The organism is Hydrogenophaga sp. L310 (assembly GCF_055703065.1).
Window position 1 is genome coordinate 122,800 of the sequence record NZ_JBVPZA010000007.1, and the last position, 22,654, is coordinate 145,453.

Genomic DNA, 22,654 nt, shown 5'->3' on the forward strand with positions numbered 1-22,654 from the left:
GCCGGGCGCATGGCACACTGCCGCCATGCCCGCCACCGTCAACCCCGCCGAAGTGGATTTCACCGCCATCCGCGCGCAAGGCGCGGGCGGGCAGAACGTCAACAAGGTGTCCAACGCGGTGCACCTGCGTTTCGCGGTGCACGCGTCGTCACTGCCTGAAGCCGTCAAGGAGCGCCTGCTGGCCCTGAGCGACCAGCGCATCACCACCGAGGGCGTGGTGGTGATCAAGGCGCAGACCAGCCGCAGCCTGGAACAGAACAAGGCCGAGGCGCTGGAGCGGCTGCAGGCGCTGGTGGACAGCGTGGCCACGCTGCCCAAGGCGCGCAAGCCCACCAAGCCCACTTTCGGTTCCAAACAGCGCCGGCTCGAAGGCAAGGCCACGCGCTCGCAGGTGAAGCAGCAGCGTGGACGGGTGCGCGGCGTCGATTGAACGCCCGGCGCGCCGTTTAGGTATTTTTTAGGATGTTCTTAAGCGCAATTTAGCAGCGCGCCCGCGGCCGGATTTTTAGACTTTCTTCCATGGCAGGTGACGCATGGGGCGCCGCCGCCAGGCAGCAAACGCGGACCCGTTCCGCCCAAGGAAGTCTTCATGCAGTTCACCCAACAGGAAATGAACCAGCTGGCCGCGGCCAGCACCAGCAGCTCGCGCGAAAACCTCTACGCTGGCATCCACAAGGCGCTGCGCGCCGTGATGACCGACACCCTGCTCGCGGTCGGTCGCGCCGACCCGTCGGACCCGCAGGACGTGGCCGACGCCAGCGGGCGCGTGATCGGGCTGATGGCGCAGTGCGAAGCGCACGTGCAGCACGAAAACAGCTTTGTGCACCCGGCGATCGAGGCCCGCATACCGGGTGTCTGCGGCGAGGTGGCACAGGATCACGTCGAGCACCTGCACCACATTCAGCGACTGCGGGCGGCGGCGCAGCAACTGACTGGGCTGGACGCGCAGCTGCAGGCGGGCGCCCTGCACGCGCTGTACCTGGAACTCTCGCTCTTCGTCGCCGACAACCTGCAGCACATGCACGTGGAGGAGACGCGGCACAACGCCGCACTCTGGAGCGCCTACACCGACACCGAGCTGCGCGCCATCCACGACGCGCTGGTGGCCACGATCGAGCCGGCCGACATGATGCAGGTGATGCGCTGGATGCTGCCGCAGATGCACGCGCTGGAGCGCCTGCAGGTGCTCGGTGGCATGCGCCAGGGCGCGCCGGCGCCGGTGTTCCAGGCCGTGCTCGATGTCGTGCAGCCGCACCTGAGCCCGCGCGACTGGGCCAAGCTCACGCAGGGCCTGGGACTGCCCGCGGTGCCGGGTCTGGCGGCGGCGGTGTAAGGTGCGGGCGCTCGGACTTCAGGCCACGGCCTGGAGTTCGACCGGCCCGCCCACGCACAGGCGGAAGCGCCCGCGGCCGGTCTTTTCAATGCAGAGCTTGGGGCACTGCTCCTGCAGGCGGCGCGAGAGCAGCAGCAGGCGCGCTTCGAGGTTGTCGGCCACGTCGGGCAGGCCCAGCGTGGTGTCGAGCCGCAGCTCGCGGTTGCTGAACTCGCTGCGGCCGCTGCGCTGGTGGTCCCGCAGCAGCTTCCACAAGATGGCGCCGGCCACGCCCTTGATGAGGTAGGCGTTGTCGATGAAGACGCTGTCGTTGGCCGGGTAATAGTGCACCTGCAGCGCCGGTCCCCGGGGCAGGGCGGCGAGCGTGGCTTCGCCGTCCCCGGTGGCTGCGGCGGCTTCCGGCTCTTCCTGCATCAGGTCGATCGCCGCGGCCAGCTGGCCGCCCAGCGTGACCAGCAGGTCTTCGTCCTCGAAACTGAAGCGCAGGTCCTGCGGACTCTCCACGAACAGCACGCCCAGCACGCGGCCGGCCGAGCGCAGCGGCACGGCGAGCTGGCTGTGCGGCTCGGGCAGGCCGGGGTAGGGGATCTCGGTGCAGGCCGGCGTGTCCAGCAGACCCCGGTCTTCCAGGCCGCTGCGCACCGCCTGGCTGTAGAGGTAGGCGCTGGTCATGTGCATGATGCGCACCGGTGTGCCCTCGCGCGCGGCCACGCCGATCACGCCGTCGCCCAGCGCGATTTCCGAGCCCACGCCCGAGGTGGCGTAACCGCGGCTGGCCACGGTGTAGAGCCGCTGCGTGGCGGGGTCGAGGATCAGCACCATGGCGTGCGGGATGTCCATGTCCTGTTCCAGTGTCTGCAGCGTGGCCTCCAGCGCGGCGGCGAGCGTGGTGGCCTGGGCCAGGCGCGAGCTGCCGCGGCGCAGTGCGCCCAGCAGGCTGCAGCGCGGTGCGGCTGCCGGCAGGGGTTGACCGTCCAGGCGCTCGATGCCGAGTACCTCGTACACGTCGGCGCCGCGCAGCACGAACACGCTGGCCATGCCGCTGTGCGAGGCGATGCCCGCGAGCTGGGCCTTCATGCTCTCGAACACCGGGCCCCCGGTCTCGGTGCGCAGGTAGCCCAGGTGCAGGCGGTAGAACTGCGCGGTCACCGGGTGCAGCAGCAACACGGTGGCGCGCGGGTGGGCCAGGATGTTCTGGCGCGTCTTGTTGAAGAACTGGAACGACAGCGCCACGTGCCGCTCGTCCACGTAGAAAACCTGCGAGATGTAGGCCACGTTGGGCGTGCCGTCGGCCGCGCAGGTGGCCATGATGGCCGGGATGGCGCCTTCCAGGCAGGGGCGCACTTCACCGAGGGTGACCGCGTTCATGGGTTCACCCCCAGCGGCTGGCCGGCGTTCGGGCCGGGCGTCTGGTCGAAGGCCTGCGACGGCGTGAACTCGATGGCGCTCAGGTCGTCGAAGCGGTGCGCCAGCATGGCGGCGGCAAAATCGGGCGTGAAGCCGATGCGGGCCAGCTCGCCCTGCATCGCCTGCAGGTAGCGCTGCAGGGCGGGCGCGTCGTCCGCTGTGACCTCGCGCAGGCGCGCCTGGCGCGACTTGAGCTGCACCGTGCGGTGGCTGTGCGGTTCGCTGAACACCACCGCCACGCGTCCGGTGCTGGCGACGTCGCGCAGCAACTGGGTGGACTGCTGGCGGTTGAGGAACACCGTGATGCGGTCACCCTGCGGGCTGATCTGGCTGCCCACTGCGCGCATCAGGCTGGGCGTGAGGTCGTGGCCGCAGGAGCTGACGATCACCGAGACCCCGCGCGCCATCATGGCGAGGTGATCCGGTGGCAGCAGCGGTGTGGCGGCGGGTGTTTCCACGGTGTGCGGGACCTCGTGTCGGACAAGCACCGCATGATAGCCAGCCGCCCGCTCGCAGCCAAGCGGTGCGAGCCCGTCAGGCTGGTGGCTGCAGCACCGAAGGATCGGTGAACACCAGGTCCACGGGAAAGCGTTGCCCCGCCAGGTGGTCTTCGATGCAGCGTTGCACCAGCGGGCTGCGGTGCCGTTCGGCGCTGGCGCGGATCTCGTCGGGCGTCATCCACAGGGTGCGCACGATGCCGGTGTCGAGCTCACGGTCGGGCTGCTGGGGGCCGACATCACCGGTGTAGGCGAAGCGCAGGTAGGTGATGTCCTCGCCGGTGGCGGGACGCTGGAAGCGCGAGAGGTAAACACCCACCAGCGCGGTCGGCGTGAATGCGTGGGCGGTTTCCTCCAGCGCCTCGCGCGCAACGCCCTGCAGCGGGCTCTCGCCCGGGTCCAGGTGGCCGGCCGGGTTGTTCAGGCGCAGACCTTCCGGGGTGTGTTCTTCGACCAGCAGGTAACGGCCGTCGCGCTCGATGATCGCGGCCACGGTGACGCTGGGTTTCCATCGGATGTTCATGGAAGCATTATCCCGGCCGACCGGTCGGGCGTTCCTTGAAACGGGAGGTCCTTCCATATCGTGAAATGTGCGCGAGGTCCAGTGGCCTGGCGTCGCCACCGCCGCGGGCACAAGTCCTTGTGCGACAAGGGTTTGCGCGCGCCGGGGCCGTGGGTGCCATCGGTTAAGCTGGCGCGCAATTCATCCACGAGTGAGCGAGGAATCCCATGACTTCTGGTGCAACGACCGACACCATCGCACCCACACCGCAGCGCATTGGCGTGCCGCGGGAAATTTTCCCGGGCGAAAAACGGGTCGCCACCGTGCCCGAGGCCGTGGTCAAACTGGTCAAACTGGGCTTTGCCGTGGTGGTGGAAAGCGGCGCGGGCGAGCTGGCCCAACTCAGCGACGCCGACTACGTGGAAGCCGGCGCGACCATTGCGCCCACCGCTGCCGAGCTGTGGAGCGGCAGCGACATCGTCTTCAAGGTGCGCGCCCCGACGCCAGACGAAGTGGCGCTGATGCACGCAGGGCAGACGCTGATCGGCTTCATCTGGCCGGCCCAGAACCCGGAGCTGATGCAGTTGCTGGCGGCGCAGAAGGTCACGGTGCTGTCCATCGACGCGCTGCCGCGCACGCTGAGCCGGGCGCAGAAGATGGACGCGCTGACCTCGATGGCTGGCGTCAGCGGCTACCGCGCCGTGGTCGAGGCGGCCAACGCCTTCGGCCGCTTCTTCAACGGCCAGATCACGGCCGCGGGCAAGGTGCCGCCGGCCAAGGTGTTCATCGCCGGTGCCGGCGTGGCCGGTCTGGCCGCCATCGGTGCTGCGGCCAGCCTGGGCGCCATCGTGCGCGCCAACGACACGCGCGCCGAGGTGGCCGACCAGGTGGTCTCGCTGGGCGGCGAGTTCGTCAAGGTCGACTACGAAGAAGAGGGCTCGGGCGGTGGCGGTTACGCCAAGGTCATGAGCGAAGGTTTCCAGCAGGCCCAGCGCGAGATGTACGCCAAGCAGGCGCGCGAAGTCGACATCATCATCACCACCGCGCTGATCCCGGGCAAGCCGGCGCCCAAGCTGATCACGGCCGAGATGGTGAAGTCCATGAAGCCCGGCAGCGTGATCGTCGACATGGCGGCCGAGCAGGGCGGCAACTGCGAGCTGACCGTGCCCGGTGAAGCGGTGGTGCGCCACGGCGTGACCATCGTTGGCTACACCGACCTGGCCTCGCGCATGGCCCGCCAGTCGTCCACGCTGTACGCGACCAACCTGTTTCGCCTGAGCGAAGAGCTGTGCAAGACCAAGGACGGCGTCATCAACGTCAACATGGAAGACGACGCCATCCGCGGTCTGACCGTGATCAAGAACGGCGAGATCACCTGGCCGGCCCCGCCGCTGGTGGCGGCACCGAAGCCGGTGGCCAAGCCCGCTGCGGCTCCCGCTGCGAAGAAAGGCCACGGCCATGGCGAGGCCTCGGGGCCCATGCCCGCGGGCAAGCTGGCCATCGTGGCCGGCGTCACGGCGGTGTTGTTCGCGCTGGTGGGGGCCTACGCGCCGGCCGCGTTCCTGTCGCACTTCACGGTGTTCGTGCTGGCCTGCTTCGTCGGCTACATGGTGGTGTGGAACGTCAAGCCCGCGCTGCACACGCCGCTGATGAGCGTGACCAACGCGATCAGCTCCATCATCGCCATCGGCGCGCTGGTGCAGATCTCGCCCATGGCCAGCGCGGCCGGGCGACCCAACACGCTGATCATGGCTTTGGCTGCACTGGCACTGGTGCTGACCGCCATCAACATGTTCGGCGGCTTTGCCGTCACCCAGCGCATGCTGGCGATGTTCCGCAAATAAGAAGGAGACCCTGAATGTCTGCAAGTCTGGCCACGGTCTCCTACATCGGAGCGACCATTCTCTTCATCCTCAGCCTGGGCGGCCTGTCGAACCAGGAAACGGCGCGCCGCGGCAACCTGTACGGCATGGTCGGCATGGCACTGGCCGTGGCGGCCACGGTGTTCGGCCCGCAGGTCACCGCCGCCGGCATTCCCTGGATCATCGGGGCCATGGTGGTCGGCGGGGCCATCGGACTGTACGCCGCGCGCACCGTGCAGATGACCCAGATGCCCGAGCTGGTGGCGCTGATGCACAGCATGGTCGGCATGGCCGCGGTGCTGGTGGGCTACGCCACCTACGTCGACCCGGAAGCCTCCAAGAACCTCGACAGCGCCGCGCACACCATCCACGCGATGGAGATCTACATCGGCATCTTCATCGGCGCGGTCACCTTCTCGGGCTCGGTCATCGCCTTCGGCAAGCTGTCGGGCCGTATCGGTGGCAAGCCGATGCTGCTGCCCGGCCGCCACTGGATGAACCTGGCCGGTCTGATCGCGGTGATCTATTTCGGCCGCCTGTTCCTGCAGGCCGAGACGCTGCAGGACGGCATGCTCCCGCTGTTCGTCATGAGCGCCATCGCGCTGCTGTTCGGCATCCACATGGTGATGGCCATCGGCGGCGCCGACATGCCGGTGGTGGTGTCGATGCTCAACAGCTATTCGGGCTGGGCGGCCGCGGCCACCGGCTTCATGCTGAGCAACGACCTGCTGATCGTGACCGGTGCGCTGGTCGGGTCCAGCGGCGCCATCCTGTCCTACATCATGTGCAACGCGATGAACCGCAGCTTCATCAGCGTGATCGCCGGCGGCTTCGGCACCACCAGCGCCGCACCCAAGCCAGCAGGCGGTGCCGCCGAGCCCGTCGGTGAAGTCAACCCCATCCTCGCCGGCGAGACCGCCGAGATGCTGCGCGAAGCCAAGAACGTAATCATCGTGCCTGGCTACGGCATGGCGGTGGCGCAGGCGCAGCACACGGTGTTCGAGATCACCAGGCACCTGCGCGAGAAGGGCGTCAACGTGCGCTTCGGCATCCATCCGGTGGCCGGCCGCATGCCGGGCCACATGAACGTGCTGCTGGCCGAGGCCCGGGTGCCCTACGACATCGTGTTCGAGATGGACGAGCTCAACGACGACTTCCCCGACACCGATGTGGCCATCGTGATCGGCGCCAACGACATCGTGAACCCGGCGGCGCAGGAAGACCCGACCAGCCCCATCGCCGGCATGCCGGTGCTGGAGGTCTGGAAGGCGCGCACTTCCATCGTCATGAAGCGCAGCATGGCTTCGGGCTATGCGGGCGTGGACAACCCGCTCTTCTACAAGGACAACAACCGCATGCTGTTCGGCGATGCGAAGAAGATGCTCGACGAGGTCCTGGTCGCTTTGAAGACCTGACCGCGCATTGGCCCGGGCGATGGGCGGGTGGTGATCGATGCGCTTTGGCGATGCCGCACCAGAAAAAACAAAGAGCCGGTGTCACCACAGGCTCTTTGTTTTTGTAGCACTGAGGCAAGGACACCACAGGTTTTAGAGTAGCCTGTCAGTCGTTCGTAAGGGAAAAACACGAGGCCGAAAGACCTCGGCCCGGACGACAATGCGCAGTTGCCGACAACCCACAAGAGATCTGGAGATACCGCATGACCGAACCGACGGCCGATCGTCCCTGGCTGGGCGCCTACCCCGCAGGTGTGCCCGCCGACATCGATGTGGCGCAGTACCCGTCGCTGGTGCATCTGATGGAGGAGAGCTTCCACAAAAACGCGGCCCGCACCGCCTACAGCTTCATGGGCAAGGAGCTCAGCTTCGCCCAGACCGACAGCCTGTCGCAGGCCTTCGCGGCCTACCTGCAGGGGCTGGGCCTGGTCAAGGGCGACCGCGTGGCGATCATGATGCCCAACGTGCCGCAGTACCCGGTGGCGGTGGCGGGCATCCTGCGCGCGGGCTTTGTGGTGGTCAACGTGAACCCGCTGTACACCCCGCGTGAGCTGGAGCACCAGCTCAAGGACTCGGGCGCCAAGGCCATCGTCATCATCGAGAACTTCGCCGGCACGCTGGAGCAGTGCATCGCGAACACGCCGGTCAAGCACGTGGTGCTGGCCGCGATGGGCGACCTGCTGGGCCTGCTCAAGGGCGCCATCGTCAACTACGTGGTGCGCAACGTGAAGAAGATGGTGCCCACCTTCAGCCTGCCGCAGGCGGTGCGCTTCAATGACGCCATTGCCAGGGGCACACGCGGCACGCTCAAGCGCCCCGAGATCGGGCCGGAAGACGTGGCCGTGCTGCAGTACACCGGCGGTACCACCGGCGTGAGCAAGGGCGCGGTGCTGCTGCACCGCAACGTGATCGCCAACGTGCTGCAGTCCGAAGCCTGGAACGACCCGGTGATGAAGCAGGTGCCGGCGGGCGAGCAGCCCACCAGTGTCTGCGCCCTGCCGCTGTACCACATCTTCGCCTTCACGGTGAACATGATGCTGGGCATGCGCACCGGCGGCAAAGTGATCCTCATCCCCAATCCGCGCGACCTGCCGGCGGTGCTCAAGGAGCTGAGCAAGCACACCTTCCACAGCTTCCCGGCCGTGAACACCCTGTTCAATGGCCTGGCCAACCACCCGGACTTCAACACCGTCAACTGGAAGAACCTCAAAGTGTCGGTGGGTGGTGGCATGGCGGTGCAGGGCGCGGTGGCCAGGCTCTGGCTGGAGAAAACCGGCTGCCCGATCTGTGAAGGTTATGGCCTGTCCGAAACCAGCCCCTCGGCGAGCTGCAACCCGGTGACCAACACCGAGTTCACCGCGACCATCGGCGTGCCCCTGCCCAACACCTTCATGAAATGCCTGGACGACGAGGGCAACGAAGTGCCGCAGGGCCAGGCCGGCGAGATCGCCATCAAGGGCCCGCAGGTGATGGCGGGCTACTGGCAGCGGCCCGATGAAACCGCCAAGGTCATGACCGCCGACGGCTTCTTCAAGAGCGGCGACGTGGGCATCATGGACGAGCGCGGCTACTTCAAGATCGTCGATCGCAAGAAAGACATGGTGCTGGTCAGCGGCTTCAACGTCTACCCGAACGAGGTGGAAGACGTGGTGGCCCAACTGCCGGGCGTGATGGAATGCGCTGTGGTCGGCGTACCCGACGACAAGTCGGGCGAGGCCGTCAAGCTGGTGATCGTGAAGAAGGACCCGGCACTGACCGAAGCGCAGGTGCGCGACTTCTGCAAGAGCAACCTCACCGGCTACAAGCAGCCCAAGGTGGTGGAGTTCCGCACCGAACTGCCCAAGACCCCGGTGGGCAAGATCCTGCGCCGCGAACTCAGAGACAAGAAGTAATTTCGCGTGTCTGAAGAAGCGCCTATCAGCACCCACCGTGGAACCGGCTTTGCCGGGCCACCAGTGGGGTCCCCCCAGCCAGGGGGGAAGCCGCGAAGCGGCGCAGGAGGGGATCGTCCATGCATCGCCATCGTTTCTGCCCTGCACAACGAACTCGCGTCCGTGCTGGCGCAGATGCCTGACGAGCACAAGCAGACTGTGGCCGGGCGCGCGTTCTGGGTCGGCCATTTGCACGGGCAGGACGTGGTGGCAGTGCTCTGCGGCATCGGCAAGGTGGCGGCTGCGACAACTGCTGCGCTGTTGATCCAGCACTTTGGCGTGCGGCGCATCGTCTTCACCGGTGTGGCCGGCGGCCTGGGTGAAGGCGTGAACGTGGGCGATGTGGTGCTGGCGCGCAGTTTCCTTCAGCACGACATGGATGCCTCGCCACTGTTTCCCCGCCACGAGGTGCCGGGTTACGGCCGCGCACGCTTCGATGCCGATTCGGCGCTGACCGATGCACTGGAGCTGGCCTGCGACCGCATGTTGCACACGCTGCCGCAGCGTCTGGGCACCGAGACGGTGGCCGCGTTCGGCCTGCACACACCGCGTCTTCACCAGGGCCTGCTCATCAGCGGCGACCGCTTTGTCGCCACCACCGCCGAAAGCCAGGCCTTGCAGCGTGAACTGCCGGACGCCTTGGCGGTGGACATGGAGGGTGCCGCCTTCGCGCAGGTGTGTCACGACTTCGCCGTGCCGCTGGCGGTGGTGCGCACCATCTCCGACCGCGCCGACGACGCCGCGCACGTGGACTTTCCGCGTTTTCTGCGGGAGGTGGCCAGCCGTTACAGCGGCGCGGTGGTCGAGGCGCTCTTCACTTGAGCCATCCTCTTTTGCGGAAGTAAAGCATGGGCCCCACGGCTGAGAGCACCATCAATCCCAGCGCAAACGGGTAACCCCATTTCTGGCTCAGTTCCGGCATGTATTCGAAGTTCATGCCGTAGAGGCTGGCGATCATGGTCGGGGGCAGCAGCGCCACGCTGGCCACCGAGAACAGTTTGATGATCTTGTTCTGGTTGATGTTGATGAAACCGACCGTCGCGTCCATCAGGAAGTTGATCTTGTCGAACAGGAAGGCGGTGTGGCTGTCGAGCGAGTCGAGGTCGCGCAGGATCTGCCGCGCGTCTTCGAACTGCTCGGCGCTCAGCATGCGCGTGCGCATCATGAAGCTGACGGCGCGGCGCGTGTCCATCACGTTGCGGCGGATGCGGCCTGACATGTCTTCGTGGCGCGCAATGGCCGAGAGCACCTGTCCGGCGGTGTCGTCCGTCACGGCACCCGCCAGCACCTGGCGACTGACTTTCTCCAGGTCGTCGTAGATGTTCTCCAGCGTGTCGGCGCAGTATTCGGCGTCGGCGTCGAACAGCATCAGGAGCACATCCTTGGCGTTTTCGATCAGGCCGGGCATGCGCCGCGCGCGCATGCGCAGCAGGCGGAACACCGGCACGTCTTCGTCGTGGATGGAGAACAGCACGCCCTGGCTCTTGAGCGAGTCGTTGTGTTCGTTGAGGATGAAGGCCACGCGGATGGCGCGGGGGTCCTCGTCGTCATCGATCAGGAAGTCGCTGCGAACATGCAGCTCGCCGTTGTCTTCTTCGAAGAAGCGGGCCGACTCCTCGATGTCCTCGTCCATCGCGTCTTCGGGGATCGACAGGCCGAAATGCTGTTTGACCCAGCGGCGCTCTTCGGGCGTGGGGTCTTCGAGGTCGACCCAGATCGGCTTGAACTGGGCCAGCTCTTCGAGCGACTCGATTTCTTCCTGGAACAGGCGGCCATTGGCCAGGGTGAATACGTTGAGCATGGGTGCTCCCGGGCGGGGTGTCTGAGAGGCCGGTGCGTTCGGAGGCCGCAGCGGCGGGCGGGGCGGACGGCGCTTTCAGCCGTCCTGCCGCCTGGCCCTGGCCCTGGCCACCGCGCAGGGGGCGGCGCTCAGGCGGGAGCGGGGATGGCTGAAAGCACGCAACTGGGGGGTGTGCTTTCCATTGGGAACTCCATGAGGGAACTGCCGCCGATTATGGCATCGCCAGCGATGCGCCGACCGTTTGTGTTGCTCCAAAAAAGGCCAGCAATTCGTCTTTGCGGCGCCAGGCGTCGTGTTCGCCCAACTCGATCAGCGCATGGACAAAATCGGGTTCAAACAACAGGTAGCTGGCGAGCGCGGCAGCGCTGCCGGCGGAGCCCCGACCCGTGTCGAGCGCCCCCAGGCCGGTCAGGGTGTTGCGCGTGGGGGCGGGCAGGGAGCCGATGTGTTTCCTCGCCAGTTCGTCGAGTGAAAAGCTGGGTTGCAGCGCCAGCACTTCCAGCGGGGTGTAGGGAAGGGCCGTTGCGAGCTCGGGCGGCAGCCGGCTCAGGGTCTGGCTGACCCGCTGCGCCTGCTCCACGTCGGCCTGCAGCGTGTCGTGAAACACGCTGGCCATGGCGTGGCCGGCGATGGTGCCGGCCGTGGGTTCGCCGTTGCCGTTGCCACCCAGGCCGGAGCGCTGAGGCTGCCCGACGCCCATCACCAGGATGCGCCGGGCACCGAACTGGATGGCGGGCGACAGCGGCGAGAGCTGGCGCATGGAGCCGTCACCAAAATGTTCCTTGTGGCCCTCGACCCACAGCGGCACCGCCGGGAACAGGAAAGGGATGGCGCTCGACGCCATCAGGTGTTCGATGGTGATGGGCTGGAAGGACGCGCGCCGTCCGGGGCGGCTCCAGGGTCGGGTGGACGGATCGGGCCGCGTCTGGCAGAAGGTCCAGTGTTCGCCGGTGGTGTAGCTGGAGGCCGTGACGCCCAGCACGTCAATGTCGTGCTGGAGCAGGGCGCGCTCAAGCCCGGGCAGGTCGATCGCACGGTGCAGGGTGTCGACCAGGGGCAGTGTGTCGAGCAGTGCGTGGTGTCGCTTGACCTGCCGGGCGAGCGTCCAGCCAGCGAACACCCGGTTGGCGCGCACCCAGCCCGGGGCCTCCAGCCGGTAGATGTGGCTCGATCTCAGCTGGCTCCAGAACGCCGCCAGCTGGGGCAACGCCTGCAGGCCGAGCGAAGCCCGGCTGGCCAGGTAGCTGGCGTTGAGTGCGCCCGCCGAGGTGCCAAACAGCCACTTGAACGGGAACGCTGGCGCCGTGTTGTCCGCCGCGGGGCTGTTGGCTGCCAGCATGGCAGCGAGTGCCTTGAGCACGCCGGCCTGGTAGGCGGTGCGCGCACCGCCGCCCAGGAGCACCAGGGCGCAGGCATCGCCTGAACGATCGGGCACATCAGTGCCCAGCAGGTTCTGGGCGATCAGCGTATCGAGGGACACAGGATGAAAAAACCTTCCGGACGGGCACCTGGTGTGTGCAGATACAGTGTGCCATTGCCCAAAATCATGACACATCCCCGACTCTCACCCCGCCGCGAGCTCTGGCTGCTGCTGACCATCGCCGGCATCCAGTTCACCCACATCCTCGACTTCATGATCATGATGCCCCTGGGGCCGCAGTTCACGCGGCTCTTTGGTATCACGGACGCACAGTTCGGCCTGCTGGTTTCGGCCTACACGCTCGCGGCCGGCGTGTCGGGTCTGGCAGCCGCCACCTACGTGGACCGCTTTGACCGCAAACGCCTGCTGCTGGTGCTGTATGTGCTGTTTGCGCTGGCCACGCTGGCTTGCGGGCTGGCTCAGGGCTACGGGTTTCTGATGCTCGCTCGGGTGGCCGCCGGTATGTTCGGCGGTGTGCTGTCGGCGCTGTCGCAGACCATCGTGGCCGACGTGATTCCGTTCGAACGGCGTGGGCGCGCCATGGGCATCGTGATGTCGTCGTTCTCGGTGTCCACGGTCGCGGGCGTGCCCCTGGGCCTGTTTCTCGCGAGCCACCTGAGCTGGCAGGCGCCCTTCATCGGCATTGCGCTGCTCAGCGGTGTGTTCGCTGCGGGGGCGGCGCTGACCTTGCCCACGCTGGATCACCACCTGCGCGCTGCGGACCGGCCGTCTGCCTGGCGTGGCATCGGCATGGTTCTGGCGGAGCCCAACCACCAGCGCGCCTTTGTCTTTTCGGCCTTGTTGATGTTCACCGGCTTTACCGTTTTGCCCTACCTCACCATCTACATGCAGACCAACGTGGGCGTGCTGGCCGAAGAGGTGCCTTACCTCTACCTGTGCGGCGGTATGGCCACCCTGTTCACGGCACGGCTGTTCGGCCGTCTGGCCGACCGGTGGGGCAAGCAGCGCACGTTCAACGCACTCGCGCTGACGGTGATCGGGCCCTTGCTGGCGACCACACTCATGCCGCAGTGGCCGCTGTGGGCCGTGCTCGTGGTGTCCACCAGCCTGTTCATATTCATGAGTGGCCGCATGATTCCCGGCATGGCGCTGGTCACCGGTGCGGCCAACCCGGCGTTGCGCGGCACCTTCATGGCGCTCAACGCGTCGGTGCAATCGGCGGCCATGGGCCTGGCTTCCTTTCTGGGCGGGCTCATCATCAGCCGCGATGCAGCGGGCCTGGTGCAGAACTACTGGATGTCGGGTCTGCTGGGCGCCTGCGCCAGTGTGGCGGCGATCCTGATGGCGCGCCGCCTGCGCATGCACGGCTCGGGCGGCGTGGTGCATGCCACTGCCGGAGATCTGGTGCAGCCCGGGTGAGTGACAAGGTTCGCTATTTCCCGCTTTCTTGCAGTGCAGGCTTGCGTCCCTGCGGTTTCATGGGCATAGTGGACTCAAGACATCCCCGTGGCCGCCGGGAGGTCTGCCCGTCCGGCGGCTTGTGTCAACCCGGAGCATAAGGAGGCTCTTCTATGAACCTTACGATCAGCGGTCACCATCTCGAAGTCACGCCCGCCTTGCGCGGTTACGTCACGACCAAACTCGAACGCATTTCCCGACATTTTGACCAGGTGGTCGATATCAAGGTGCTGCTGACAGTGGACAACCTGAAGGAGAAAGACTTGCGCCAGAAGGCCGAATGCAATATCCATGTGAAAGGCCGGGATTTGTTCGCCGAAAGCGCACACGCTGATTTGTACGCAGCCGTGGACGAGCTGGCAGACAAGCTCGACCGCCAGGTTCTGCGCTACAAAGACAAGAGCCAAGACCACCACCACGACTCGGCCAAGCGCCTGATGTGATGCGTGGAACCGGGCCGTGCCATGCAGCCCGGTAAACAATGTTGCAATGCAACAGGCCGCTTCAAAAGTCAAGCGGCTTTTTTGTGCCTGCAGTCTAGCCAACGCCGCTCAACTCGGCATAATTTGCGGTCCAAGAGGCCCCCATGAATCGACTATCTGCCATATTGCCTGCTGCGCAAGTGCTCGTCAGCGTTGACGCGACCAGCAAGAAACGCGCGTTTGAAGAAGCGGGCTTGTTGTTCGAGACCCTGCATGGTCTCAACCGGGCCCTGATCACCGACAGCTTGTTCGCCCGCGAACGCCTGGGCTCCACGGGGCTGGGGCACGGCGTCGCCATTCCCCATGGTCGCATCAAGGGTTTGAAACAGCCGTTGGCGGCGGTGTTCCAACTGGCGAGCCCGATCGGTTTTGACGCGCCCGATGAGCAGCCGGTGCAGCTGATGATCTTTCTGCTGGTGCCCGAGGCGGCAACCCAGAAACACCTGGAAATCCTCTCGGAAATTGCCGAGTTGCTGAGTGACAGCGTTCTGCGCGAGCAGATGAAGACCTCGGTGGAGTCGGGCGCACTGCATCGCCTGATCACCGGGTGGCAGTCGGCCCATGCGGCTGCATGAAACCCACCGTCGTCAGCGCCGACGTCCTCTTTGAAGACCACCGTGATGCCCTGAAGTGGCAGTGGGTGGCAGGGCTGGGGGCTTCGGAGCGGCGGTTTGACGAGGTGGCCATCCGGGAGGCCCGTTCCGGGGCCGATCTGGTCGGTTATCTCAACTACATTCACCCCTATCGTGTACAGGTGTTTGGCGAGCGAGAGGTCGCTTACCTGACGAGCCCGAGCGAAGAAGACAACCGCCGCCGCGTGGCGCGCATCGTGACACTGGAGCCACCGGTGCTGGTGGTGGCCGATGGGCAGACCGCGCCCGATGCGCTCATGGCCATGTGCGAGCGGGCGCAGATCCCCATGTTTGCCACGCCCGAGCCGGCAGCTTTCGTGATCGATGTGCTGCGCGCCTACCTGTCGCGCCATTTTGCCGACCGTGCCTCGATGCACGGCGTGTTCATGGACATCCTGGGCATGGGGGTGATGATCACCGGTGAATCCGGCCTCGGCAAGAGTGAGCTGGGGCTGGAGCTGATTTCACGCGGCCACGGTCTGGTGGCCGACGATGCGGTGGATCTCTACCGCATCAACCAGACCAGCATCGAGGGCCGCTGCCCCGAGCTGCTGCAGAACCTGCTCGAAGTGCGAGGCATCGGTCTGCTCGACATCAAGGCCATCTTTGGCGAGACCGCGGTGCGGCGCAAGATGCGGTTGACCCTGATCGTGCACCTGGTGCGCAAGGAAACCATGGAGCGCGATTACGACCGCATGCCGCACGAGCCGCTGTACCAGGACGTGCTCGGTGTGCCGGTGCGCAAGGCGGTGATCCAGGTGGTGGCGGGTCGCAACATCGCCGTTCTGGTGGAGGCGGCGGTGCGCAATACGATTCTGCAGTTGCGCGGCATCGATACCTACCAGGAATTTGTTGCGCGCCACCGGGCGGCGATGTTGCACAGCGAGTGATCGCTGTTTGAGGGTGGTTGCCGTTTCAGCGCGGGTCCGGCACGCACAGTGGTGTCGCTTGGGTCAGCGGTGGCCCGGCTCGCTGCGGTGGGGGCAGTTCACCTTGTTGCAGTTCGCGTAAAGCGACAGGGCGTGTTCCTGCAGGATGAAGCCACGCGTCTTGGCGACCATCTGCTGGCGTTTTTCAATTTCCGGATCGAAAAATTCTTCCACCCGTCCGCAGTCCAGGCAGACCAGGTGGTCGTGGTGCTGCCCTTCGTTGAGCTCGTACACCGCTTTGCCCGACTCGAAGTTGCTGCGCGTGAGCAGGCTGGCCTGCTCGAACTGCATCAGCACGCGGTACACCGTGGCCAGACCAATGTCGGAATGCTCTTCGAGCAGCACACGGTAGACATCTTCGGCCGTCATGTGGCGCTGCTTGGCGTTCTGGAACACCTCCAGGATCTTCAGTCGCGGCAGCGTGGCTTTGAGTCCCGTGCTTTTCAGTTCATCGATGTTGGTCATGGGCGAGGCTGTTGGCATGGTATGGAACGGTGGGACCTCGGTCATGGTTGCCAATGCACGTGGTGCTCAGGCGGCACGGCAGGCCGGACCCCGGGGCTACAATGAAGTGATCATATCGCCAGCGTGTTGCCTGCTGCATGTCCCTGCGGCCCAAGGCGGTAACGCGTGCCTTACATGGGTTGCCTTCATGCACCAGTCAATTTCCCGTTTTTCTTTCTGCCTGGCCGCGAGTCCGCGTCGCGTGAGGCACGCTTTGAGTGCCCTGGTCGCAGTGGGCATGCTCTCTGCCTGTTCCGGATGGGGTGACAAATTGCCCGATGCGAGCACCCTCGGCGGACTGGTGACACCTTACAAAATCGATATTGTCCAGGGCAATGTGGTCACGCGCGAACAGGCCCAGGCCTTGCAGGTGGGCATGTCGCGCCAGCAGGTTCGCGAGCTGTTGGGTTCGCCCTTGTTGGCCAGCGTGTTCCACGCCGACCGCTGGGACTATGTGTTCACGTTCCGCCGCCAGGGGCAGGCGACCCAGCAACGCAAGTTGACCGTGTACTTCAAGGCCGAGGCACTGGAGCGATTTGAAGCCGACGAACTGCCCAGTGAAGAGGAGTTCGTGTCATCGCTGGATGTGAAGCGCAAGTCCGGCAAGGTGCCCTCGTTGCAAGCCTCGGACGAGCAGCTCAGGGCCTTCCAGGAGCGCAATGCCACGCCAGCGGGCGCGCCGCCACCGGTGCCTGCCGCACCACCTGCATCCACCAGCTACCCACCCCTGGAAACCCCGGGAGCTGTCCGATGAGCGCCGTGCCCCAGCATCCACACCGTGTGTGTGTGGCCGGTGCCAGCGGCCGCATGGGGCAGATGCTGGTGGAGGCTGTGCGCACCAGCGGTGACTGCACGCTCACTGGCGCATTGGACATTCCGTCCAGCCCGGCCCTGGGGCAGGACGCAGGGGCCTTCGGTGGTCAGCCCACCGGTGTGACCATCACAGCCGATCTGGACCAGGGCCTTGCCGGCAGCCGGTTCCTGATCGACTTCACCCGGCCCGAGGGCACATTGGCCCACCTGCACGCGTGCGTGAAGCATGGCGTGAACGTGGTGATCGGCACCACCGGCTTCAGCGAGGCGCAGAAGGTCGACATCGCCGAAGCCTCGAAGTCCATCGCCATCATGATGGCCCCCAACATGAGCGTGGGCGTGAATGTCACGCTGAAGCTGCTGGAAATGGCGGCCAGGGCGCTGTCAACCGGCTACGACATCGAGATCATCGAGGCGCATCATCGGCACAAGGTGGACGCGCCCAGCGGCACGGCGCTCAAGATGGGGGAAGTGGTTGCTCAGGCGCTGGGTCGCGACCTGAAGGACTGCGCGGTCTACGCCCGTGAAGGCGTGACCGGCGAGCGTGACCCGTCCAGCATCGGTTTCGCCACCATCCGCGGCGGGGATATCGTGGGCGACCACACCGTGTTGTTTGCCGGGACCGGCGAGCGCATCGAGATCACGCACAAATCCAGCAGCCGCGTCACCTACGCGCAGGGCAGCCTGCGCGCCGTGCGTTTCCTGGCGAACAGGACGAGCGGCCTGTACGACATGTTCGACGTGCTCGGACTGCCGAAATGAAACACCCCCGCAGCGCTTCGCGCGCCTTGCAGGTCGCAGCATCGCCAGAGTCGATGCTTCTTCGGGCTGTCCGAGCCTGCGCAGGCAGGCTCAGAGCCGCAGCCCTCAGCCCCCTCAAGGGGGCGACACCAGCGGTCCGGCGAAGCCGGCCCGGCGGTGTCCACAGGGGGGGCGCGGTCGTACACCTCGGGCGGCGTTTCGCAAGCATGGAGAACTGAAATGGGTGTGTGGCAAACGGTGCTGCAGGGGGATGCGATCAGCCGCAGTGTGGCACTGCTGTTGCTCGTCATGTCGGTGGCCAGCTGGGTGGTGATTCTCTGGAAAAGCTGGATGCTTCGCAGGGCCGTGAAAGATGTGCAGCTGTCCACGGCGGCCTTCTGGCAGGCGGCGCACCTGGACGATGCGCAGCAGCGCCTGCAGGCCTTTGACCCGCGACGGCTGGTGTTGCCCCTGCTGCAGGCGGCCCGCACCATTGAACAGGCTGCGCCTCAGACCCTGGCCGCCGCTGGCGACCGGTCCCAGCAGCTCACCCGTGTGCTGCGCGATGCGCTGCACCGGGTTCTGCACCGTCTGCAGTTTGGGCAGGTTCTGCTGGCCACGGTGGGGTCCACCGCACCGTTTGTGGGCCTGCTGGGCACGGTCTGGGGCATTTACCACGCCCTCACGGAAATCGGACTGGATGGCCAGTTCCGGATCGAACAGGTGTCCGGCCCGGTGGGTGAGGCGCTGGTCATGACCGCGGCGGGGCTGGCGGTCGCCATTCCGGCGGTGCTGGCCTACAACGTGCTCGGCCGCCAGGTGGCCCGTATCGAGGCCGACCTGGAGGGCTTCGCCCGCGACCTGCGCGAACTGCTGGCCTACAAGGAGTCCGCGGTATGAGCCAAAAAGCCCCCTCCGGGTCTGAGGTTCAGCCGCGCGGCGGAGCACGTCCGTCATGAGTTTTGGTCGTCTGGAAAAGCCCGCCGGGCACCAGCCCATGAGCGACATCAACGTCACCCCGCTGGTGGACGTGATGCTGGTGCTGCTGGTGATCTTCATCATCACGGCGCCCCTCATGGCCAGCCGTCTGGAGCTGGAACTGCCGCGGACTGCGAATCCTGCCGGGAGTCAGGCGTCTGAGCCTGAGGTCTTTGTTTCACTCGGTGTGGATGCCTCGGGCCAGATGTTCTGGGACGAGCAGCCGGTGGACATGGAGGTGCTGGGTGAGCGCCTGCGAGAAACAGCCCGTCGCGATCCGGCGACCGAGGTGCAACTTCGGTTGGACACGTCCGTGCCATACGGCCAGGTGGCTCGACTCATTGCCATGGCGCAGGCCGCTGGTTTGGCCCGTATCGGGTTTGTGACAGATGCGGATACCGCGAAAGCGCTCGGCTTGCCGGTATCCGGTGCACCCAGGTGATGCTTGAAATTCCACAAGGGGCCTGCATGAGGTGTTGCGCCCCGTCGTCATGCCGCATGTCCTGATTGGTGTTGCTCCGGGCTATGCGGTAAGCTTTCGTTACGATTGTGGGTATCGGTGGCGCCACGCCCCCGGCCTCCGGATTGTCATGCGAATTTCACCAACTTGAGGAGTGCGTCAATGAAGCGGGGAGAACATCCATTGGGGCGGCGGGCTTTTGCAAAACTGGCGTTGACCGGTGTTGCGGGGCTCGTTCTGGTTGCCTGCGGTGGCAATGAAGATGGCGATGAGCCGGACAAACAAGGGGCTCGCAACCTGGAAAGCTCGTTCAACGCGATCGGCGCGGGTATGAGCAAAGCCCAGGTGATTGGCATCGTGGGGCAAGCTCCGCATCAAGAGACCAATGGCACTTTGCAGTGGTCCGACTATTCGTATGATTCATCGCAGGGGCTGACTGTGACATTTCAGGTCGTGGGGGGGCAGATTGTGACAGCCAATGTCTATTGGTTTATTCAAGCGGCGGGTACGGTGAGTCGGTCCTTGCGCAAGGACTTCTGATTCGCGTTCCGGGCATGGGCCTGCTGCAGGCCGCGACCGGCTGCGGTGGGGGCATGCAGGAGCGCCTCCATCCCATCCCCTCCCTTCTCTTGGGGCTGGGGATGTGCCTTTGTTGCGGCAAAGGATTCCTTGCTGTTTGCAAGCCCTAAAATCCTCCACTGATGTCGCACCTGTTCTGGTGCGTCGGCCGGGGCCACCGGATAGGGTTCCGCGCCAGCCACTCAAACCAGCCATCAGGCCCCCTGCCTCCCAGTTTCATGCAAGAAAAATACGCCCACAAGGATGTCGAGCGCGCCGCGCACGCCCACTGGAACGCCACCGACGCCTACCGCGTGAGCGAAGACGCAGGCAAGAAGAAGTTCTACGCCTGTTCCATGCTGCCCTACCCCAGCGGCAAGCTGCACATGGGCCATGTGCGCAACTACACCATCAACGACATGCTCACGCGTTACCTGCGCATGAACGGTCACAACGTGCTCATGCCCATGGGCTGGGACGCGTTCGGCCTGCCGGCCGAGAACGCGGCGCTGAAGAACGGTGTGCCGCCGGCCAAGTGGACGTATGAAAACATCGCCTACATGAAGCAGCAGATGCAGGCGATGGGGCTGGCCATCGACTGGTCGCGTGAGGTGGCCACGTGCGACCCCAGTTATTACAAGTGGAACCAGTGGCTGTTCCTGAAGATGCTGGAAAAAGGCATTGCTTACCGCAAGACCCAGATCGTCAACTGGGACCCGGTGGACCAGACCGTTCTGGCCAATGAGCAGGTGATCGACGGCAAGGGCTGGCGCACAGGCGCCACGGTGGAAAAGCGCGAAATCCCCGGCTACTACCTGAACATCACGGCGTACGCCGACGAGTTGCTCGACCATGTGCAGCTGGGCAACCCCAAGGCCACGCTCAACGGCTGGCCCGACAAGGTGCGGCTGATGCAGGAGAACTGGATCGGCAAGAGCGAGGGCGTTCGCTTCGCGTTCCCGCACACGATCAAGGGCACTGACGGCGCGCTGATCGGCGACGGCCGGATGTACGTGTTCACCACGCGGGCCGACACCATCATGGGCGTGACCTTCTGCGCCGTGGCAGCCGAGCACCCGCTGGCCCACCACGCTGCTTTGACCAACCCTGCGCTGGCCGTCTTCATCGAAGAATGCAAGTCCGGCGGCACCACCGAAGCCGAGCTCGCCACGCAGGAAAAGAAAGGCATGGCCACCGGCCTGTTCGTCACACACCCGCTGACTGGCGCGCAGGTCGAGGTCTGGGTCGGCAACTACGTGCTCATGAGCTACGGCGACGGCGCCGTGATGGGCGTGCCGGCGCACGACGAGCGCGACTTCGCGTTTGCGCTCAAGTACCAGTTGCCGATCAAGCAGGTGATTGCGGTGGACGGTGAGACGTTCTCCAACGAAGTCTGGGCCGACAGCTACGCCGACAAGCAACGCGGCGTGTGCGTCAACTCCGGCGTGCTCGATGGCCTGTCCCAGAAGGCCTCCGTGGACAAGGTCGCCGAGCTGCTGGCCGCCCAGGGTTTGGGCGAGAAGAAGACCACCTTCCGCCTGCGCGACTGGGGTGTGAGTCGCCAGCGCTACTGGGGCACACCCATTCCCATCATCCACTGTGACGAACACGGCGCGGTGCCGGTGCCTGAGCAAGACCTGCCGGTGGTGCTGCCGCAGGACTGCATACCCGACGGCTCGGGCAACCCGCTGCACAAGCACGAAGGCTTCCACGCTGGCGTGGTCTGCCCGGTGTGCGGTAAACCCGCGCGGCGCGAGACCGACACCATGGACACCTTCGTGGATTCGTCCTGGTACTTCATGCGCTATTGCGATCCCACCAACAGCGAGAAGATGGTCGCCGAAGGCGCCGACTACTGGATGCCGATGGACCAGTACATCGGCGGCATCGAACACGCCATCCTGCACCTGCTGTACGCGCGCTTCTGGACCAAGGTCATGCGCGACCTCGGCCTCGTGAAGATCGACGAGCCCTTCAGCAAGCTGCTGACCCAGGGCATGGTGCTCAACCACATCTACTCGCGCCGCACCGAGAAGGGCGGCAAGGACTACTTCTGGCCGCAGGACGTGGAACACGTGTTTGACGAGGCCGGCAAGGTCATCGGCGCCAAGCTGATCAAGGCCGTGGGCGACCTGCCTGTGGGCACGGCGATCGACTACGAGGGCGTGGGCACCATGTCCAAGTCCAAGAACAACGGTGTCGATCCGCAGGATCTGATCGAGAAGTACGGCGCCGACACCGCGCGCCTGTACACCATGTTCACCGCGCCGCCCGAGGCCACGCTGGAGTGGAACGACGCGGCGGTGGAAGGCAGCTACCGCTTCCTGCGTCGTGTCTGGGGCTTCGGCAACAAGCTCTCGGCCACGGCGGACCTGGGCGCGCTGGCCACCAGCGTGGGCAAGCTGTCGCTCTCCAAGGCGGCCAAGGCGCTGCGCCTGGAAGTGCACACCGTGCTCAAGCAGGTGGACTACGACTACCAGCGCATGCAATACAACACCGTCGTCTCGGGTGCGATGAAGATGCTCAACGCGCTCGACGACTTCAAACCCGATGGCTCGGCCGGTGACAACGCCGCGCTGGCCGAAGGCTTCGGCATCCTGTTGCGCTGCATCTACCCCGCTACGCCGCACATCGCACACAGCCTCTGGACCGGACTCGGCTACGCCGCCGCTGCCGGTGATTTGCTTGACGCCCCTTGGCTGCAGGCCGATGAGGCTGCCCTGCAGCGCGACGAGATCGAACTGATGCTGCAGATCAACGGCAAGCTGCGTGGCAGCGTGACCGTGCCGGCCAGTGCCGACAAGGCCGCTATCGAGGCTGCGGCCCTGGCCAGCGAGGCCTTCATCAGGCAGGCCCAGGGTGCTGCGCCGAAGAAGGTGGTGGTCGTGCCGGGTCGGCTGGTCAACGTGGTGGTATAAAACCCTGCGCCAT

General features: G+C 65.6%; 22 protein-coding genes. 16 read left to right on the forward strand and 6 right to left on the reverse strand.

Annotated elements, in window-relative coordinates:
- The first annotated feature begins 25 nt into the window (after positions 1-25).
- Both arfB and AC0GNO_RS13585 read left to right on the forward strand, forming a co-directional pair.
- On the forward strand, positions 26-430 hold the full coding sequence (gene arfB / locus AC0GNO_RS13580; protein ID WP_472889900.1) for an alternative ribosome rescue aminoacyl-tRNA hydrolase ArfB: 405 nt from the start codon (positions 26-28) through the stop codon (positions 428-430).
- Between the two features lie 159 nt (positions 431-589).
- On the forward strand, positions 590-1,333 hold the full coding sequence (locus AC0GNO_RS13585) for a hemerythrin domain-containing protein (protein WP_472904317.1): 744 nt from the start codon (positions 590-592) through the stop codon (positions 1,331-1,333).
- An 18-nt stretch (positions 1,334-1,351) separates the two neighbouring features.
- On the opposite strand, the gene AC0GNO_RS13590 is transcribed toward AC0GNO_RS13585, so the two are convergent.
- The 3 genes from AC0GNO_RS13590 to AC0GNO_RS13600 all read right to left on the reverse strand — a co-directional run bounded on the left by AC0GNO_RS13590 (position 1,352) and on the right by AC0GNO_RS13600 (position 3,760).
- Complete coding sequence (locus AC0GNO_RS13590; protein WP_472889902.1) at positions 1,352-2,701, reverse strand: GAF domain-containing protein; 1,350 nt, start codon at positions 2,699-2,701, stop codon at positions 1,352-1,354.
- Entirely contained in the window at positions 2,698-3,198 is a 501-nt protein-coding gene (locus tag AC0GNO_RS13595) for a pyridoxamine 5'-phosphate oxidase family protein (protein WP_472889903.1), read from the reverse strand. Before AC0GNO_RS13595 ends, AC0GNO_RS13590 begins: the two co-directional genes overlap by 4 nt.
- A 76-nt stretch (positions 3,199-3,274) precedes the next feature.
- Positions 3,275-3,760: an NUDIX hydrolase gene (locus AC0GNO_RS13600; protein WP_472889904.1), complete on the reverse strand. Its 486-nt coding sequence runs from the start codon at positions 3,758-3,760 to the stop codon at positions 3,275-3,277.
- A gap of 206 nt (positions 3,761-3,966) precedes the next feature.
- Between AC0GNO_RS13600 and AC0GNO_RS13605 the strand changes: the two genes are divergently transcribed.
- From AC0GNO_RS13605 to AC0GNO_RS13620, 4 genes are all read left to right on the forward strand, one after another.
- A complete protein-coding gene (locus AC0GNO_RS13605; protein WP_472889905.1) occupies positions 3,967-5,583 on the forward strand; it encodes a Re/Si-specific NAD(P)(+) transhydrogenase subunit alpha in 1,617 nt (538 codons plus the stop codon).
- A 14-nt stretch (positions 5,584-5,597) separates the two neighbouring features.
- Positions 5,598-7,016 (forward strand): Re/Si-specific NAD(P)(+) transhydrogenase subunit beta, encoded by a 1,419-nt coding sequence (gene pntB / locus AC0GNO_RS13610; RefSeq protein ID WP_472904318.1) that lies wholly within the window; start codon positions 5,598-5,600, stop codon positions 7,014-7,016.
- Between the two features lie 242 nt (positions 7,017-7,258).
- A complete protein-coding gene (locus AC0GNO_RS13615; protein ID WP_472904319.1) occupies positions 7,259-8,947 on the forward strand; it encodes a long-chain-fatty-acid--CoA ligase in 1,689 nt (562 codons plus the stop codon).
- A gap of 174 nt (positions 8,948-9,121) precedes the next feature.
- On the forward strand, positions 9,122-9,808 hold the full coding sequence (locus AC0GNO_RS13620) for a 5'-methylthioadenosine/adenosylhomocysteine nucleosidase (RefSeq protein ID WP_472904320.1): 687 nt from the start codon (positions 9,122-9,124) through the stop codon (positions 9,806-9,808).
- Here the strand turns inward: AC0GNO_RS13620 and corA are convergent.
- Together corA and AC0GNO_RS13630 are read right to left on the reverse strand one after the other, a co-directional pair.
- A complete protein-coding gene (gene corA, locus AC0GNO_RS13625; protein WP_472889909.1) occupies positions 9,801-10,787 on the reverse strand; it encodes a magnesium/cobalt transporter CorA in 987 nt (328 codons plus the stop codon). The genes AC0GNO_RS13620 and corA overlap by 8 nt on opposite strands.
- 211 nt (positions 10,788-10,998) lie before the next feature.
- The gene (locus tag AC0GNO_RS13630) at positions 10,999-12,267 is read right to left on the reverse strand and encodes a patatin-like phospholipase family protein (protein ID WP_472904321.1); all 1,269 of its coding nucleotides are present in this window, start codon (positions 12,265-12,267) and stop codon (positions 10,999-11,001) included.
- Between the two features lie 66 nt (positions 12,268-12,333).
- On the opposite strand from AC0GNO_RS13630, the gene AC0GNO_RS13635 reads away from it, so the two are divergent.
- The 4 genes from AC0GNO_RS13635 to hprK all read left to right on the forward strand — a co-directional run bounded on the left by AC0GNO_RS13635 (position 12,334) and on the right by hprK (position 15,630).
- The gene (locus AC0GNO_RS13635) at positions 12,334-13,587 is read left to right on the forward strand and encodes an MFS transporter (protein WP_472904322.1); all 1,254 of its coding nucleotides are present in this window, start codon (positions 12,334-12,336) and stop codon (positions 13,585-13,587) included.
- 152 nt (positions 13,588-13,739) lie between these two features.
- Positions 13,740-14,069: a ribosome hibernation-promoting factor, HPF/YfiA family gene (gene hpf, locus AC0GNO_RS13640; protein ID WP_177132680.1), complete on the forward strand. Its 330-nt coding sequence runs from the start codon at positions 13,740-13,742 to the stop codon at positions 14,067-14,069.
- Between the two features lie 143 nt (positions 14,070-14,212).
- The gene (locus AC0GNO_RS13645; RefSeq protein ID WP_472904323.1) at positions 14,213-14,683 is read left to right on the forward strand and encodes a PTS sugar transporter subunit IIA; all 471 of its coding nucleotides are present in this window, start codon (positions 14,213-14,215) and stop codon (positions 14,681-14,683) included.
- Positions 14,680-15,630: an HPr(Ser) kinase/phosphatase gene (hprK, locus tag AC0GNO_RS13650; protein ID WP_226463849.1), complete on the forward strand. Its 951-nt coding sequence runs from the start codon at positions 14,680-14,682 to the stop codon at positions 15,628-15,630. The genes AC0GNO_RS13645 and hprK overlap by 4 nt, the downstream gene beginning before the upstream one ends.
- A 63-nt stretch (positions 15,631-15,693) precedes the next feature.
- On the opposite strand, the gene fur is transcribed toward hprK, so the two are convergent.
- Positions 15,694-16,134, reverse strand: a complete 441-nt coding sequence (fur, locus tag AC0GNO_RS13655) for a ferric iron uptake transcriptional regulator (protein WP_472889913.1) — start codon at positions 16,132-16,134, stop codon at positions 15,694-15,696.
- 340 nt (positions 16,135-16,474) lie between these two features.
- Here fur and AC0GNO_RS13660 point away from each other — a divergent pair, with 340 nt between their 5' ends.
- The 6 genes from AC0GNO_RS13660 to leuS all read left to right on the forward strand — a co-directional run bounded on the left by AC0GNO_RS13660 (position 16,475) and on the right by leuS (position 22,641).
- Complete coding sequence (locus AC0GNO_RS13660) at positions 16,475-16,927, forward strand: outer membrane protein assembly factor BamE (protein ID WP_472904324.1); 453 nt, start codon at positions 16,475-16,477, stop codon at positions 16,925-16,927.
- Positions 16,924-17,748: a 4-hydroxy-tetrahydrodipicolinate reductase gene (gene dapB / locus AC0GNO_RS13665; RefSeq protein WP_472889915.1), complete on the forward strand. Its 825-nt coding sequence runs from the start codon at positions 16,924-16,926 to the stop codon at positions 17,746-17,748. Before AC0GNO_RS13660 ends, dapB begins: the two co-directional genes overlap by 4 nt.
- 219 nt (positions 17,749-17,967) lie before the next feature.
- On the forward strand, positions 17,968-18,627 hold the full coding sequence (locus tag AC0GNO_RS13670; protein WP_472889916.1) for a MotA/TolQ/ExbB proton channel family protein: 660 nt from the start codon (positions 17,968-17,970) through the stop codon (positions 18,625-18,627).
- A 55-nt stretch (positions 18,628-18,682) separates the two neighbouring features.
- On the forward strand, positions 18,683-19,147 hold the full coding sequence (locus AC0GNO_RS13675) for an ExbD/TolR family protein (RefSeq protein ID WP_472889917.1): 465 nt from the start codon (positions 18,683-18,685) through the stop codon (positions 19,145-19,147).
- 180 nt (positions 19,148-19,327) lie between these two features.
- Positions 19,328-19,705, forward strand: a complete 378-nt coding sequence (locus AC0GNO_RS13680) for a hypothetical protein (RefSeq protein WP_472889918.1) — start codon at positions 19,328-19,330, stop codon at positions 19,703-19,705.
- Positions 19,706-19,962: 257 nt separating this feature from the next.
- Positions 19,963-22,641, forward strand: a complete 2,679-nt coding sequence (gene leuS, locus AC0GNO_RS13685; protein ID WP_472904325.1) for a leucine--tRNA ligase — start codon at positions 19,963-19,965, stop codon at positions 22,639-22,641.
- The last annotated feature ends 13 nt before the right edge of the window (positions 22,642-22,654 follow it).